General features: G+C 42.2%; 11 protein-coding genes and 1 pseudogene. 7 read left to right on the forward strand and 5 right to left on the reverse strand.

Annotated features, from left to right (window positions below; all coding sequences use genetic code 11):
* Nucleotides 1-26: 26 nt before the first annotated feature.
* A complete protein-coding gene (locus J7545_RS18715) occupies nucleotides 27-776 on the reverse strand; it encodes a sirohydrochlorin chelatase (protein ID WP_318700885.1) in 750 nt (249 codons plus the stop codon).
* Between the two features lie 143 nt (nucleotides 777-919).
* Between J7545_RS18715 and cax the strand changes: the two genes are divergently transcribed.
* Nucleotides 920-2,017 carry a calcium/proton exchanger gene (gene cax / locus J7545_RS18720; protein ID WP_318700886.1) on the forward strand — a complete coding sequence of 366 codons (1,098 nt, stop codon included), beginning with the start codon at nucleotides 920-922 and terminating at the stop codon, nucleotides 2,015-2,017.
* Between the two features lie 307 nt (nucleotides 2,018-2,324).
* Nucleotides 2,325-2,573, forward strand: a complete 249-nt coding sequence (locus J7545_RS18725; RefSeq protein ID WP_318700887.1) for a hypothetical protein — start codon at nucleotides 2,325-2,327, stop codon at nucleotides 2,571-2,573.
* 217 nt (nucleotides 2,574-2,790) lie between these two features.
* Here J7545_RS18725 and J7545_RS18730 read toward each other — a convergent pair whose 3' ends face one another.
* Nucleotides 2,791-4,089: a pitrilysin family protein gene (locus tag J7545_RS18730; protein WP_318700888.1), complete on the reverse strand. Its 1,299-nt coding sequence runs from the start codon at nucleotides 4,087-4,089 to the stop codon at nucleotides 2,791-2,793.
* Nucleotides 4,090-4,138: 49 nt separating this feature from the next.
* Nucleotides 4,139-5,506: a pitrilysin family protein gene (locus J7545_RS18735; RefSeq protein WP_318700889.1), complete on the reverse strand. Its 1,368-nt coding sequence runs from the start codon at nucleotides 5,504-5,506 to the stop codon at nucleotides 4,139-4,141.
* Between the two features lie 336 nt (nucleotides 5,507-5,842).
* Between J7545_RS18735 and J7545_RS18740 the strand changes: the two genes are divergently transcribed.
* From J7545_RS18740 to J7545_RS18755, 4 genes are all read left to right on the forward strand, one after another.
* Nucleotides 5,843-5,968 (forward strand): hypothetical protein, encoded by a 126-nt coding sequence (locus tag J7545_RS18740; RefSeq protein ID WP_318700890.1) that lies wholly within the window; start codon nucleotides 5,843-5,845, stop codon nucleotides 5,966-5,968.
* 66 nt (nucleotides 5,969-6,034) lie between these two features.
* Nucleotides 6,035-7,075, forward strand: coding sequence for a YheT family hydrolase (locus J7545_RS18745; RefSeq protein WP_318700891.1), 1,041 nt, complete (start codon nucleotides 6,035-6,037; stop codon nucleotides 7,073-7,075).
* A gap of 12 nt (nucleotides 7,076-7,087) precedes the next feature.
* The gene (locus tag J7545_RS18750) at nucleotides 7,088-9,130 is read left to right on the forward strand and encodes a pentapeptide repeat-containing protein (RefSeq protein WP_318700893.1); all 2,043 of its coding nucleotides are present in this window, start codon (nucleotides 7,088-7,090) and stop codon (nucleotides 9,128-9,130) included.
* A 60-nt stretch (nucleotides 9,131-9,190) separates the two neighbouring features.
* Complete coding sequence (locus J7545_RS18755; RefSeq protein WP_318719992.1) at nucleotides 9,191-12,325, forward strand: pentapeptide repeat-containing protein; 3,135 nt, start codon at nucleotides 9,191-9,193, stop codon at nucleotides 12,323-12,325.
* Here J7545_RS18755 and J7545_RS18760 read toward each other — a convergent pair.
* Both J7545_RS18760 and J7545_RS18765 read right to left on the reverse strand, forming a co-directional pair.
* Nucleotides 12,322-13,317, reverse strand: a complete 996-nt coding sequence (locus J7545_RS18760; RefSeq protein WP_318719993.1) for a DUF1822 family protein — start codon at nucleotides 13,315-13,317, stop codon at nucleotides 12,322-12,324. The two genes, J7545_RS18755 and J7545_RS18760, sit on opposite strands and share 4 nt — an antisense overlap.
* A gap of 9 nt (nucleotides 13,318-13,326) precedes the next feature.
* Nucleotides 13,327-13,869, reverse strand: a complete 543-nt coding sequence (locus J7545_RS18765; RefSeq protein ID WP_318719994.1) for a hypothetical protein — start codon at nucleotides 13,867-13,869, stop codon at nucleotides 13,327-13,329.
* 348 nt (nucleotides 13,870-14,217) lie between these two features.
* On the opposite strand from J7545_RS18765, the pseudogene J7545_RS18770 reads away from it, so the two are divergent.
* Nucleotides 14,218-16,134, forward strand: a pseudogene (locus tag J7545_RS18770) (hypothetical protein); the annotation flags it as partial.

A 16,134-nucleotide genomic window follows, 5' to 3' on the forward strand; every position in this document is an offset into this window, starting at 1 on the left:
AGGGGTTCGGTTGGGTTATGTAAACTTTAGATTAGGGTGGAAAGAGAGGAAGATACTGTTAAATCCAGTACCATTTGGGCTAAATGGGGATTTTGATTGAGGGGAGAGCGGAAGATATAGTCCAACTGAGGATCGGCAGCTTGTTTTGCAGCTAGGGTTTCGGCGATCGCATCAGTAATATAGCCAGGAAAGAGGAAATAGGGCAACACTCCAATCCGACGATATCCCAAATCCATTAATTGGCTGAGTCTCCAATCTAAGGATGGCATCACTGACCAATAGGCATCAAGAACTCCCAATTGATGGGCTAGGGTTTCGACGGGTTGATTGCCACCAGGTCGGCGACTACCATGGGCCATAACGATCCAAATCTCGCGATCGGTGGTCTTGATTTCTCCTGCTAATCGGTTGTGCAGTTGGGGATGACTTCCTAAATAGGGACAGATCTCTAAAGTCATCTTTTCTCCCAAGAGGGTTTGCGCCTGCTGTACTTGAGCTGGAATGTCTTCTATGACATGCACTCCAGGAAGTAGAAATAGGGGAATGATTTGTAGATAATCGATATGTTCTGCCAACAGGCGATCGCCAAACTGTTGAATTTGTTCAGCTAACGTTAGTTCACCCAACTCTAGAGTTGCCGTTTCTACTCGAGTGGGGCGACTATGTTGGCACTCTAAACAGGTACGAACCTGTTGCGCCAAGTCCAAAACACCCTGATGGGGACGAGGGTCTCGGCTGCCGTGAATGACTAATAATTTACCACAAGAATAAGTCAAGGTTGAATGGCCAATATAGGGGTTTGAAAACCAGTGTACAGCTTAGTTTAGAACGTGTCATAGTGGCTCTAAGTTTTTGAGAACAGATAGTTTTCTAAAAATGGGAGTAGCATGGGTAGGGTGTAAACCTGGATGCGATCGCCATGTTGAAAACGAATACGATCATTTCTCTACTTTTAGTCTTTGTACCTATCTCCATTGCCGGCCACTTTCTGGGCTGGGGATCGACAACCATCTTTATTACTTCTGCTTTGGCCATTATTCCCTTAGCGGCTTGGATGGGAACGGCAACCGAAGAAATTGCCGTGGTGCTGGGCCCCAATTTGGGGGGCTTGATGAACGCTACTTTCGGTAATGCTACTGAATTGATTATTGGTCTAGTTGCCTTAAATGCTGGCTTAGTCGATGTGGTGAAAGCTAGTATCACCGGCTCCATTATCAGTAACTTGCTGCTGGTAATGGGGTTTGCCATGTTTTTAGGCGGTATTCGTTATAAGGAACAAAACTTTACCTCAGTGGTAGCGCGTCTGAATGCCTCAGCCATGAATTTGGCGGTAATTGCCATCTTGGTTCCCACCGCCGTCGATGTCACCTCTGATGGGATTGCGGAAGAAACCATGCAAACGTTATCGGGGGCAGTATCCATCGTTTTAATTGTGGTTTATTTACTCACATTGCTCTTTTCCATGAAAACCCATTCCTATCTCTATGATGTGGGCTTGGCAGAAAATGAGGAGGAAGGCGAAGAAGAAACCCATGAACAGCCCAATATCACCTTGTGGTCTCTAGTACTGCTGGCAGCAACTCTGGTGGTTGCCGTAGAATCAGAGCTATTAGTGGCTTCTTTGGAAGAAGCCACTTCTTATTTAGGCTTAACCGCTCTATTTACCGGGGTTATTCTAGTTCCCATTATTGGTAATGCGGCTGAACATGCCACCGCAGTGACTGTGGCGATGAAAAATAAAATGGAACTGTCGGTTTCTGTAGCGATGGGTTCGAGTTTGCAGATTGCCCTGTTTGTAGCGCCCGTTTTGGTCTTAGCTGGAGTATTCTTTCACCAACCCATGGATCTCGATTTCAATCCCTTCGAGTTAGTCGCCGTGGTTGTCGCTGTTCTGTTGGCTAACTCGGTTAGTTCCGATGGTCGTTCTGATTGGTTGGAAGGCTCTCTGTTACTGGCAACCTATGTAGTTTTAGGGCTAGCGTTCTTCTTCCATCCGGCGATCGAAGGATTAGGGTAATATCAAGTTCATTGAATAAATTATAAATTGCCTAACTGGACTTGATAGGATCTCTCCTTAAGAGACAAGGGGCTTACCTTAAGAGAGCAGTTACTCTAAGCTCCTTGTTACAGGCGAAAGTATGGTTTGAATACAATAGACATCTCCTAAAACTTCGTTTTTTAAACGACAGCATTAAGGTTTCAGCCTAATTCTAGGAGATGTCTAATGAAAATGTTGAACTTTATTAATTTTAAAGTATCGCCTCAAAGCTAACGAAAAACGCCCAGCCATTAAAATTGTAAAAAGAGATGGGGAGATTCCCGCCGTGAAATGCTATGACGGGCAAATTAATCAAGTGTTTATGAATGGGTTGGCTAATGCGCTCGATGCTCTGGATGAAAGTCATGCTGGAAAAACATTTGAAGAAATCAAAAAAGCTCCCAATCGCATTACGATTGAAACGAAATTAAGCGAAGATGATAAGAGTATTATAGCGGTTCTCTCTTCTATGAGGTACAGCTTGAAGGCTAATCCCTCTTCTGTCACTTTCCAAAAAAGGGGGGTGAAACCCTGATTCTTTCCTTGGAGTTCGCGGGCTGTAATGACGGAAATTCCTCAGAATTTCCAAGAGTGGAAGAAGAGGGATAAGTTGGGAGATTGGTTCAGCTTAGAAGGTGTAGACTTTGTCCTCCGTCAAAAGAAAGACGCTTTCATTGCCGAAAATTTGGGAATGCATAAGTCATTAGAAGAGTTGGAAATCAGACCGGGAATGAAACGCGATCTCCAACCTATTAACCCAACTTGTGTTCACCCACGACTTCTTGAGGGCCAACAATCGACAAACAGCCAGAAGTAAGATAAGTTTGAGAAATAGCCTGGGCTTGGTTAATGGTCACTTGAGCAATCGTTTCTTGAAAGTGGTCATCAAATTCTATTCCTAACCCAATGGTTTCATACCATCCCAAAATTTGGGCAATCTGGGAATTGGTTTGTTTGCCTAATGCATATTGCCCCAGCAGTTTATTTTTACTCGTACTCAAGTCATCTAAGGTTAGGAACGTTTCACTTAAGCGCTCGACTTCTTCTTGTAGGGAAGTAATGGCAATTCCCGTATTACTCGGAGCAGTTCCCATATACACAACAAATTGGGATAAATCTTGACGAGTGGGATAAAAGGCGGAAACATCATAGGCTAATCCCCGTTTTTCCCGCAACTCCACAAACAAGCGGCTCGATAAGCCATTACCTAAATAAGTATTGAGCAATTTCAACACGGCATAATCTGGACTCTTGACTGGTGCGCCTGGATAGCCGACCATAACGATGGATTGTTGGGTGTCCTGGGGTTGAATGACAGGAGATATTCTAGACATCCGATCTAGATTCAAGGGTGGAAAAGGCGCTTGAGGGATGGGTTTTTCTGGGACTTCCCAATCGCCTAAGATCTCCTCAACTAGAGAAACAGCTTCTGATACATTAATCCGTCCACAGATGCTAATGACTAAGTTATCGGGACGAAAATAGGCTTTATGGAAGGCTTGTAAATCGTTTTGGGTAATGCGCTCAACACTTTCTAGGGTTCCCAGGGTGGATTTTCCGTAGGGATGATCCCCATACATGGCTTCACGCAAGCCTTTGAAGGCTAAGGAAAACGGTTGTTCTTGGGATTGGCGAATGCTTTGTAAAACCAGGCGCTTTTCTAATTGTATTTGCTCTAGGGGAAAAGTGGGCGATCGCATCAACTGGGCGACTAACTTAAATAAGGGCACAAAATCCCCAGAAACTGTTTTCAGACTCATGAGAAAATAATCTGCGGCTGCATCTGCACCACAGCTTGCTCCCACCGATTCAATTTGTTCGGCAATATCTGACCAAGAAAAGTCTGGGGTTCCTTTGGTGAGCAGGGAGGCGACTAAGTTAGCGATACCTGCTTTTTCCGGAGGATCGCAACTGCATCCAGAGCGCAAAAACCAACGACTCGAAACAATATCGGCGATCGCATTTTCCACCACTAACAGCACAATACCATTGCTCAGTTGCAAGCGAGAGGCTCGATTCGATTGAAGTGAAGAGAGAAGAGTAACTGTCATGTCAATTAAAAATTAAAAATCATGGGTAATGGGCGATCTCCGAGTCCCCCTATCCCCCCATTCCCCCACTCCCCGATCGCCACAACGGTTTCAACTGGGTGACAACATAGCGATCGGGGTGTAAATATTCTCCAGCTACACGCTGAATTTCTTCGGCAGTTAGAGATCGTACCCGATGGGGATAACTCACCGCTTGCCTGGCTTGAGCGACGGTATTGTAATATCCATATAATCCGGCCAATTGACTAGGGGTTTCCGTAGAGAAGGCATAATCATTACACAGTTGACGCTGGCACGATCGCAATTCAGTCTCCAAGATGGGGGTTGTGCGGAGGGTATCCAGGCGATCGCGAATCAAAAATTCTACATCGTTCAGATATTTCGGCTCTAGCCAAGCTGTAATTGTAAACAGGCTAGAATCCTGTTGCAGAGAAAAGTCACTGCCAACCCCATAAGCTAAACCCTGTTCTTGTTGTAATTCTCTCACGAGACGGGAAGTCCGTCCACTGGCTAAAAGTACGGAAATTAAATCCAGAGCATAAGCGTCACTGAGGCGATCGACTCCTGGCCCTAGCCATGCCATCATTAATCTGGCTTCTTCTAAGCGAGGGTACTTGAATTCCTTTCTGCGAATCGTTTCTAGAGGAAAAATCAAAGGCACTTTTCGGTTTTTTTTGCCATTGTCTGGGGTGAGATGGTGCGGCGATAATGCGACCCATTGCTTGTGCGATCGCCCTTTTTTCTCACTGCTCCTTTCTTTTTTAAACCCCACAAAACTTTTACTGACTAAATGAATCGCTTCAGTTTCAGTAATATCTCCAACTAACACCACAGTCATATTCTCGGGTTGGTAACACTGCTGATGGAATGACTGCATTTGTTGCGGAGTATGGGTTAAGACTTGCGCTTGCGTTCCCAGTACAGACCGTCCATAAGGATGATCGGGATATAAATTTTCCAGTAACGAAGAAAATCCTAGCCAGTCTGGATCGTCCTGGACTTGTCTTATTTCTGACATCACCACTTCTCGTTCTTGCAAAAATTCCTCCTCCGGAATCGCCGGATGGAGTAAAATTTGGGCTAAATAGGGTAAGGTATCAGCCAGATGATGAACAGCGGTATTAATATAGAAATGAGCATAATCATAACTGGTGGCCGCATTACTGACACCACCTCGATTTTCGATGACTTGGTCAAATATCCCAGGGCCAATGCGAGCTGTTCCTTTGAACACCATATGTTCCAGGAAGTGGGCGAGTCCAGGTGCGTCTTCTGGCTCTTGCATTGCCCCTGCTTTTACCCACACATCCGCAACCACTGCGGGGGTGGCTGACATTTGCTGATGGATCAGGGTTAAGCCACTGTCTAGTTTTAGGGTGCGAGCCGGAAAATGGGGGAGTGACAATAATTGTGCCAAGGGTTTGACAGGTTAGATTATTTCCTCACGGAATATTACACGCTTTTTTGTTAGTTTTTTGTAGTTTAGAATACAAATTTGGTTCTCTCATAAATTTAGGCTATAGTCAATTAATAGAAATGCCCTTTAAATTCAGATGCGTCCATGTTGCCGCGCAGAAGATCAGCGGCCTTGAATAGAAAGGTTTCTAGCTGGGAGAGGGTAATCTTTTCGCGTTGCAATTGAACTGACTCAGGGCTTGGGCGTAGTCGTTGACTGGCCTCATTTTAGAGGATTTAAGGCCGGTTTTCTTTGTTCACTTTCCAATTGTTGAGCTAGGTAGACGGGTGTTTCCTTATGATTCTCTCGCCCCTAGACCAGGCGATCGCTATCCAGCAAGGAAGCTACAATGTACTTGCTTCTGCTGATGAGATTGATTGCACCACAGTATGCTCTAGCGATCGCCTCCCTTGTAGTGAGTAGGCGTGTTTGGCGTTGGTCAATGTGGTATCTGAGAAAAGAAACAGAACAATGGAATTAGGACAGAGAATGATTAAATATCAACCTCCCCTATATTTCAATGATGGTTTAATCCAAACCCTCGCCACAGAATACTGGTATGGAAAAACCTGGCAACGGTGGGGCGATCATGTTCCTTGGTTAAGTCACCTGCCCCAAATCTCTGCTTGGCAAGAACAGATATTTACTGGTGCTGAAGGGGTTCCCCTCTGGGGATTATGGAGTTGTCCTACCCATGCCAAAGGCACGATCATCTTCAATACAGGTCTCAATGGAATTGTCAAAAAAGCCTGGTATGCTAACTTGTTTGCTCGCAAAGCTTACAACCGCAATTTTGCAATTCTTCTGTATGATTGGCGAGGCCACGGAAAAACGGCAGAACTTTCTCCCGTTCCTTCCTCCTACGGCTGGCGAGAAGGACAAGACCAAATCCATCTGGCAGAACAACTGACAAAAATGGGTTACCCAGCCCCAGTTATTCTCGCTGGTGTCTCAATGGGAGGACAATTAGCATTATGGGGATTGAAAGCGGCAATGGAAACAAAGTGTTCCAAAATATGTGGTGCAGCAACTCTCTCAACCCACCTAGAGTCTAACCTTTCTCTGGTTCATTTACGAAAAACATCAATCGGTAGAAAGATTGAGCAGAGTTTTGTTCGTAACTTCCGCGCTGAAGGGGAAAAACGCCGAGAACTTTTTCCCCATACCTTAAAACCAGGTGCTGTAGAACGCATCACTTCAATCGATAATTATGATCGGGAAATGGTTATTGACTACTACGGATTTAACAGCATTTTTGAATATTATCACCAAACTAGCGCTCTTTACTTTTTAGATCAGTTGGCTCTTCCTTATCTAATTATTTATTCCCAAAATGACCCTCTCTTTGAACCCAGCATATGGCCGCAGATGAAACAGCGAATGGCTCAAAATAGAAATGCTCATCTAATCCTAACAAAAAAAGGTGGGCATATCAGCCACATTAGTAAAACAAATGATTTAGAAGATCATTTTTGGGGGATGAATCGATTACTAGATTTTTGTGAAACCCTAGTTGATTGTCAACCCTGAGTTGAATAAGAGATGAAAGCTAAAGAATTGATCAAGTTATATTCATTAGGAAGAAGAAATTTTCAGGGCATTAATCTGGTGGGTCAATCCCTAGCCAGCCAAGGGTTACCTGATATAAATTTGAATGGTGCTAATATTCGTAGTACAAATTTCAAAGAAGCAAGATTAGATAATGCTCAGTTTTGTAAGGTTGAGGCAGGACAATCATATAGTTGGATTATTGGTCTCACCATTTTTTCGATTACTCTAGCAGCAATAGCCACGATTGCTGCTATACAGTCAGGAATTACGATAGTGAGTACAGCCACTAATAGATTTACAGATGAGTTTACGTTGATTCCATCAGTCATTATTGTAATCTCCCTAAGTGTTTTTACAATAATGACGCTCTCTTCCGGAATACTTATAGGAGGTGTAGCAACAACTATTACAATTTCTACATTAGTCCCATTAAGTAATTTATTTCAACCAATTCTTGCAGGTACTGGTGCAGTAGCTCTTGCTGTTGCTTGGTTTTTAGTGGGCAACATAACGATGTCAGCTTCTGTAGCAATTAGTCTTCTAATCGATCGATCTAGACCCTTAAGGATACTGACTGCTGTAATGAGTTCGATATCTGGATTGATATTCAGTTTTGTTGTTTGGTCTATTGCTCAAACTGTTACAGAATCAGGGGATGGAGCGATCGCGAAAGCTCTTACAATTACGGCAACGAATCAACCATTACTAGGTCAACTATCTGCTATTCTTATATCAGGTCTAATTTTGGGACTTGGTGGCTACATTGGTCAAAAGACAATAGCTGAAGACCAGCGATTTACATTGATTAGAAGTTTGGCAGCAACAATGGCCGCATTAGGAGGTACAAATTTTAGTCAAGCCGAGTTATCAAATGCGAATTTAACAGGATCTGTACTGAGAAACTGTAATTTTAGACAAGCAAAAATCGATCGTACTTGCTGGTTAGAAGTTAAACATCTCAATACATCACTCGTCGGTTCTAGTTATTTAGACAATCCAAAAATTAGAAATTTGTTGTTGACAGGCCAAGGCAGAAGTGAAAACTTCGATCGCATGAATTTACAGGGTCTGAATCTATGCAACTTAGAACTTCATGAGGCAAGCTTTATTGGTGCAGACTTAAGTAATACATGGTTGAGATATGCTAACTTATCTGATGCCAAACTAGTCCAAGCAGACTTAGATAAAACTGACTTAACAGGTGCTTGTTTGACCGGAGCATACATTCAAGATTGGGGAATAACTGTTGACACTAAGCTAGATAATATTCAGTGTCAATATATTTATATGAGACTCCCAACACCCGATAATCGCGATTGTTTCCGTAAACCGGACAATCGAGAGGAGTATTTTAAAGATGGAGATTTTGCTGATTTCATTGCTCCGTTAGTCAGAACTTTAGATCTATATCACAACCAGCAAGTCGATCCCCGTGCCGTAGCATTTGCCTTTCAAAAGTTAATAGAAAACCATCCTGAATCGGACATTGAACTACTGGCAATGGAGAGAAAAGGAGAAGGCAAATTGCTATTAAGAGCAAAAACAAGTGAAGGGGTTGATTTCTCCAGGTTAAGCCAAGAATATTTTCGGGATTATAATTTACTCAAATCTCTACCTCATAACGATCCGAGGGTTTTAATAGACATCCCTAATGAGAGAGTTAAGAGCATCGAAAGTATGATTCAAGGAGTTTATGGAAGTTTAGAGTCAACCAACGCTGATTTGGAAAAGGCAATTATGATAATTGAATCTTCTAATGAGTTCAGCTTAAATCGATTAAGTCAATTAATCTTAGAACTTCAACAATTGATTATTAATCTAGACCTATCAGAGTCTGACCAAATAGAAGCAATAATTCAATTGAGAGAAATATTAGACTGTGCCATTTTGGGGAAAGTACATTTTGTTAGGAAAGTGAGAAAATCTGTTCAATGGTTAAGAGGGATATTTCTAGAGGTGCAATCTCAATCTGAATTATCACCTAAAGCGATCGAGATATTGGAAGATATTGATGCTTACTTTAATTTAAAATAATTACAGCTATTTATTAAATGTGTTTAGCTATATGTTCGATCGTTTTAAATTAAAGATAATATGAATTACAACTTCAGTGGTGCTAATCTCCAGGGCAAATCCTTCGTAGATCGAAAGTTAGAAGGTAGTAATTTTAGTCATGCAGACCTACGTGGTGCAAACTTCAAAAATGCAAAACTCAATGGAGCTGACTTTAGCCATGTTATTTGTGGACTGCCAAATCATTGGATTATTTTCTGGCTATTCACTTCAGTTGCGACAGCAATATTAGCAGGTCTTGTGAGTGGTTTAACAGGTACGATCGCAGCAGGCATGTTGCAACCTTACTTTATTAACTTTGAAGATTACCGTCTAATATCTGGCGTTATTGCTTGGTTAGTTTTGGTAACGTTCTCTGTGGTTACAGTATGGCGAGGATATATTCCAGGAATTCTCACATTAGCTGCTAGTGTTGTCACTGTGCTGTCCATTGTCGGTACAGCTCTGAGAATACTACCAGGGGTTGGAGCCACTGCCCTAGTTTCTGCATTAATCGTAGTTGCCAGCTTGTTGCAGGCGATCGCTACAGGAGTTGGGGCTGTGGTTACAAATTCTAAGTATGCTACCCATATTAGTTTTAGTTTAGGAAGTTTGGGCTGCTTTGTTGGCTTTGGAGCCATCCAGCAACTGGTTAGATATTCATCCAATATTATAGAAAATAGCAATGATTTAGATACTGTAGTATCTGAACTCCGTCAGCAGTTTGGCGCACTTAACCTTTCTCGAGCAATAGTTGCTACGGTCATTGAAAGTGAAAGAGGGTGGGCGATCTTACTTGCTGCTCTAATATTAACGATTTTAATTGTTTTAGGTAACTACATAGGTAGGCAAGCGGTTTGTGGATCGACAAAATTTTCCGTTGTTCGACAATTGATTTTATCAATTTCATCATTAGGCGGAACTAGCTTCCAATGTAGTGACTTAACGGGTGTTAACTTTTCTTATGCACAGCTTAAGAATTCTTGGTTTACTCAGTCCACTATAGTCCATACAAACTGGACTAATGCTAAAGAATTAGAATATGCTGTTGTCGGTGAAAGTTATTTGAATGTTCCTATAATTTTACAGTTGCTTGTTACTCGAAATGGGGAAGATAAAAATTTTGAACGAATGTCTTTGAGGGGTGTTAACCTAATCGGTGCTAATCTTAGAAAGGCAAATTTTATTGGTGCTGATTTGGGATACACCTTGTTACAGGGTGCTGACCTATCTCTTGCCAAGCTTGTGCAAACTCAACTCGATCGAGCTGACTTAACAGGTGCTTGTTTGACCGGTGCTTTTATTCAAGACTGGCGTATTAGTGCTGAAACCAAGTTAGATAATATAAGATGTGAATTTATCTTTACTCATTTACCAACTGAGGATAACCCGGATACAGGGCGTAAACCCGATAATCGTAACGACAGATTTGAACCCGGCGATTTTGCTGATTTTATCACTCCTCTCAAAGAGACTCTCGATCTTTACCATCGTCAGGATATTGATCCACGGGCAATTGCAATTTCACTAGATCAATTAATGGATAATCATCCAGAAGCAAACATTGAAATTGTTTCAATCGAACGGCGAGGTAAAAATCAAGATCACCTTCTTATAAGAGCAAAAGTGGCAAACGGTACTGACCGATCGCCACTTCATGCCGAATACTTTAGAGAGTACAAACGTCTTCAATCTTCTCCAGATCAGAAGCTTTTATCGATACTTGCTGATAAAGATCGTCAAATTCAGGTATTCATGGGAATGATCGCAACAACTTTTAAAGATTCCCAAGTGCTGGAGAATAAAATTTATGTAGGTAAACGAGTAATGCTGAAGATTGGAGCAGGCAATTTTGAGACAGGCTTTCCTCTGATCTTGCAAGTTGGTGATTATGCTGCACTGCCTTCCAATGAGATGCCTGGTCAGCTTCCCCCTTCTGCGGAGTTACCTACTGCATTATTAACCTGGCAAGATACTTACCGCACCGTCGGACAAAATTTGAGGTTAGGTGGCCGGAGAAAACAAATTCCTAACACTTCATTTCAGCGAGAATTAGATGAATCTGCTCAGAGATTATCACAAGCTATCAATGAATGGCTAAATTCAGAAGCATTTCTTCCAGTTCGAGAAAAATTACAGGCCCAGCTCCCCTATAACTATGAGATTCGAGTCTTGATTCAAACTGAAGATCCTCTACTGCGGCAACTGCCTTGGCAGCTATGGAACTGGTTTGAAAAATATGAAAAGGCTGAAGTTGCTCTGAGTACGACAGCCTACGATCTCGTTGAAAAATCTCCCAATACAAGGCATAATGTTCGAGTGTTAATTGTTCTTGGTAACTCTGAAGGTATCGATCTTGAGCGAGACCGGCGGTTACTAGAAGGCATTGAAACCGCAGAGACTGTTTGCTTAGTTGAACCTCAGCAATCTGAATTAGAGGAAACCCTGCAAGATATCAGAGGATGGGATATTCTCTTTTTTGCCGGACACAGCGAAAGTCAAGGAGATACGGGATGTATCTACATTAATTCAACCGACAGTTTAACGATTGAACAGTTGCAAGATGCACTGCAAATAGGAATTGAGCAAGGTCTAAAGTTAGCCATCTTTAACTCCTGTGATGGTTTGGGTTTAGCTCAACAATTAGCCAGATTACAGATCCCGCAAATTATTGTGATGCGAGAGCCAGTACCCGATGTTGTTGCTCATAAATTCCTGCAATATTTTATGGATACGTTTGCTCAGGGTGAATCTCTTTACTTATCGGTTCGCCAAGCAAGAGAAAAGTTAAGGGAATTAGACAATCAATTTTTCTGTGCCAGTTGGTTACCTATAATTTGTCAAAATCCTGCTGAAATTCCTTGGACTTGGCAGGATATTCGAGGTGTTGGTCAACCTAGAGTTACAGAGCTATTGGAACAACTACAGGCTACGGTCCTCTACGATCCATCTCTAGATGATGAAGATCGTGTAGAAGCCTTAGACAAGCTTCAAATGCTGGCATCTGCGGGACAAAATCTTCAAGAGGAACAAGCTCAGAAGTTGGCGATAAATGCAGTCCGACAATTGCTAGGAATGATGGTGGAATTATCTGAAAATAGTCCCACCTTTCTAGCATTGAACCGAATGTTACCAGAGATTGTACAACTCTTGCAGGAGAACCTTGCGGAAGACTAGATGATAAACGTTTCAGCGATCCTGTCCTCTTGATACTTGAGACTGACTGTAAATTCTTCTCCAGGAGAGCCATAAAGTTCTAGAGGCAAGCAAATATCATCAGCGAGAGCTACTTTTTCTAGATATTCTGATGAAGATGAGTCTCTGGGGACTTTATTGCCATTGCTGTCTAACACCACTAATTCTAAGCCTTCAGGTAAGTTGGTTGGTTCTTCTCCTTGTTGTTTAACTTGTAGAAATATATCGATTTGATCGGATTGTGCTTGGCTCAATTTAAGAGCGACTAGAAGTACAAGGGGATAACTGCCAAGTTGGATAGCTTTGGTTTGTGCGATCGCCGCTTCTGGGTGTTCTGGTGCAATTTGACCCAAACTCATTGCCATTTGCCAACAAGCCTCGCTATCCTCTTCTTGCCGAATTTGCTCAACTAGAGCCTCTAGAATACCAGAATCTTCATCAGTGCATTGCCCTAAATAAAAAGCAGCCAAGCGACGAATGTGTTCAGAACGATTAGCCAACAGTAACTTAAGAGCTTCTAGAGCTACTGCATTCTCAGGGTCTCGATCGATTATTTTTCCAATAACCGCCAATTTCACTCGATCTGATGCAGCTTGCTGAAGAAGTTCCTCCAAATCTGTTCGATTAGCTGGCGAATCTGGGCTGGAAGTAAGTTCGTTCAGCCGAGCTTGAGTTGGACTGCGGTAGGCAGAAGCCAGGGGAGAATAAAGATTGAGCAAAGTAACTAGAGTCCCTTGAGCCATTCTCCAACCATCCCTGAAGAGAGAACCCTTGAGCCACTGGCCAAGATTGTGAGGTTGAGAGTTAAGGTTGGGAATTTCTGGTAACAGTCCGACTTGAGCAACAGGAAAACCGAGCATCTGCTCCAGCTTGCCAGATTGCCAGAGAGCTTGCAGTTTCTCATAGGCACGATTGTCGCCTTGGAAGACCAAAGCCGTTGAATTGACATTAGAGTTAGAGTTGAGGTCAGACATAAACGTAATTTATTCCTTAATTTCCAGTGATTTAAGAAAGCAGATAAATTTTCCAGGTAACATTTTTTCTAGAAGTTTTACAGCCTCTTCAAGCTGCTGTCGGCTTAGGGTAACCCCAGGGGGGATTTGTAACATAATATTAAGGATCTGGCTATCTTTATCTTCTAGAGACTGAGATGTTTGTTTCTCAAATCCTGCTGCTTTGAGACAAGCGATTAAGTGTTTACTACTAGGTAATCTCTCCTGCTGTGAATCAAGATTAAGAATTTCTTTAAGCACGTCACGTATAAACCTAGATGCTGTATCACTCGTGATGGTTTTAGATTTTTGATGAATCTCTTTCTGACCAAAATCTTCTGCAAGCTTTGGGTTGCGCTTATATCTACGACGAAACGCCATTTCGTATCCAGTATATCCACAAATTAAGCAACCCAAGTATTCTTGCTCGGCTTTAGATAAAGGTTTGCCCTTAATCTTCTGCATGTGTTCGATAAGTGCATCGAGATCTAAGGTCGGTTGTGCATTAATGGCTTCTTGACAGGCAGAAAGCATAAGACTAGGTTTTGTATGAGCTTGCACTCTGATTGAACTGAAACTCAGTATACCCGTAATTATAACCTATGAAAACTGGGTTTATTTCTACAAAACACCCATGAGATATGCGTAGATAAATCAATTGGGATGTGATTGAATTGCGGTATCCAACTTAAGCTACAGCTCAGAAATACTTTGGACATCTGTAATTCCAACCTACAAAAACTAGGTTGGCTTCCAAAAAATACCAATGAGATATGAGTGGATAAACTAATTGGTATTTGATTAAATCACAGTATCCAACTTCCAACTAGAGCTAAAGCTCAGAATTGTTTTGGATACTCTGAGATATGAGGAATTTTCATTATGACTGACAATACTCCAAGCACAGCACGAGATTTAGGAAATTTGAGTACATCTCGACAATTCAATGACTTTGTAGGGCCAAGTGACCCGAATGACTACTATCGCTTTAACCTGGAATCAAATAGCAGTTTTGATTTAAAAATTGATGGAGGAAATTATAATCTTGGGCTATATCGAGATGCTAACAACAATGGACAGACAGATGCTGGGGAGAGGATCGTCTCTCTAGAAAATGGGTCTCTGACATCTAGTGGATTGAGCACTTCACTGAGTAATAGCAATAGTAGCATTAACGGCGTGCAGACTTCTCGAAAAACACTCAATCTCGCGGGAAATTTAGGAGAAGGAAATTACTATCTGCAAGTGTATTCGTCTGGTAGTAATGCATCATACCAACTTAATCTTGGTGCTGAAGCAACACCAGGTTCTGGAGGTACAAACAATATTCATGGGACTGATGGGGACGATCTTCTCAATGGAACTGCTGGTAATGATACAATCTTTGGCTATAAAGGTAATGATACAATTAATGCTGGTAGTGGAACCGATCGTATAGATGCCGGTGATGGTAATAACGTTATAACTGTTGGCAATGGAGTCAGTTTTATAGATGCCGGTAATGGTAATAACATTATAACGGTCGGCGATGGAGTCACGTTTATAGATGCCGGTGATGGTAATAACATTATAACGGTTGGACATGGAGTAAAGTCTATAGATACAGGTAATGGTAATGACGTGATAACGGTTGGCAATGGAGTCAATTCTATAGACACAGGTGATGGTGACGACACAATAAATATTGGCGACGGATTCAATTCCCAAAATTCCGTAAATGGTGGAACTGGATATGACCTAGCAATCTATGACGGAAATTACAATGACTACTCCATTACTATTGATGGAACAATGGTCACGGTAACCGGTTCATTAGGAACAGATACCCTAGAAAATATTGAAACGCTGCAATTTTCAGATAGAACCGTTGATACGTTACAAAATAACGGTTCAAATGGAACTGACAATACTCTCAACACGGCACTCGATCTTGGTACTCTTGATGGATCGAGGGTTTTTAACGATCTGGTCGGCTCAACTGACTCGGATGATTATTATCGTTTCGATCTTGATACAACCAAGGATTTCAACCTAACCATTGAAGGCGGTCAGTATGGTTTTGAGTTCTACCGCGATGTGAATAACAATGGGCAGATCGATGCGGGAGAAACATTGCTATCTTCCGATGTCAATGGCAATACCATCACTAATAGTAGTGGACTGAGCGCAAGTGTTGTCATTAATGGGAGTCAGAATAGCAATACTAATAATAGTGGCATTGTTAACTCTTCAGTCAGCCAAAACGTTAACCTCAACAATAGTCAGAGTGGTGGAGGTTCTCTGGTTAATCACCAGAGTCAAATTCAAGTTGGTGCGAATCAGATTGTTGGCAACAATAATGGCGGAATAAACTATTCTGTCACCCAGAATCAAAATCAGAATAACAATCAAAATAGTGGAGGGTCTAGCAGTCAGACGGTTACCCAGACTCAAACTCAGACTACTGGAGGAGTAAATGTTATTGTTGGTGGAAACAATGCCTCTACTTACAATAAAACGGTGACCCTTTCTGGTGATTTGGAGGCGGGAGATTATTATCTGCGAGTCTATTCATCGGGTACCGATGCATCCTACCAGCTTAATCTTAATGCCGAGGGAATAGAACCGGTCACCCCTGCTAACCCTGCTGCTCTTGAAAGCCAAGACACCACCTGGACAGTTGCTGCTACGGCTGACTTCAACGCTGACAACAAAGATGATGTTCTTTGGCGCAATAGTTCTGGAGATAACCAACTCTGGATAATGGACGGTAACACTGTCTCCTCTACCGTTGACCTGAGTAACTCGACTCTAGAGCTA

Origin of the sequence: Roseofilum sp. SBFL (assembly GCF_017746885.1) — a bacterium.
Lineage (GTDB): Bacteria > Cyanobacteriota > Cyanobacteriia > Cyanobacteriales > Desertifilaceae > Roseofilum.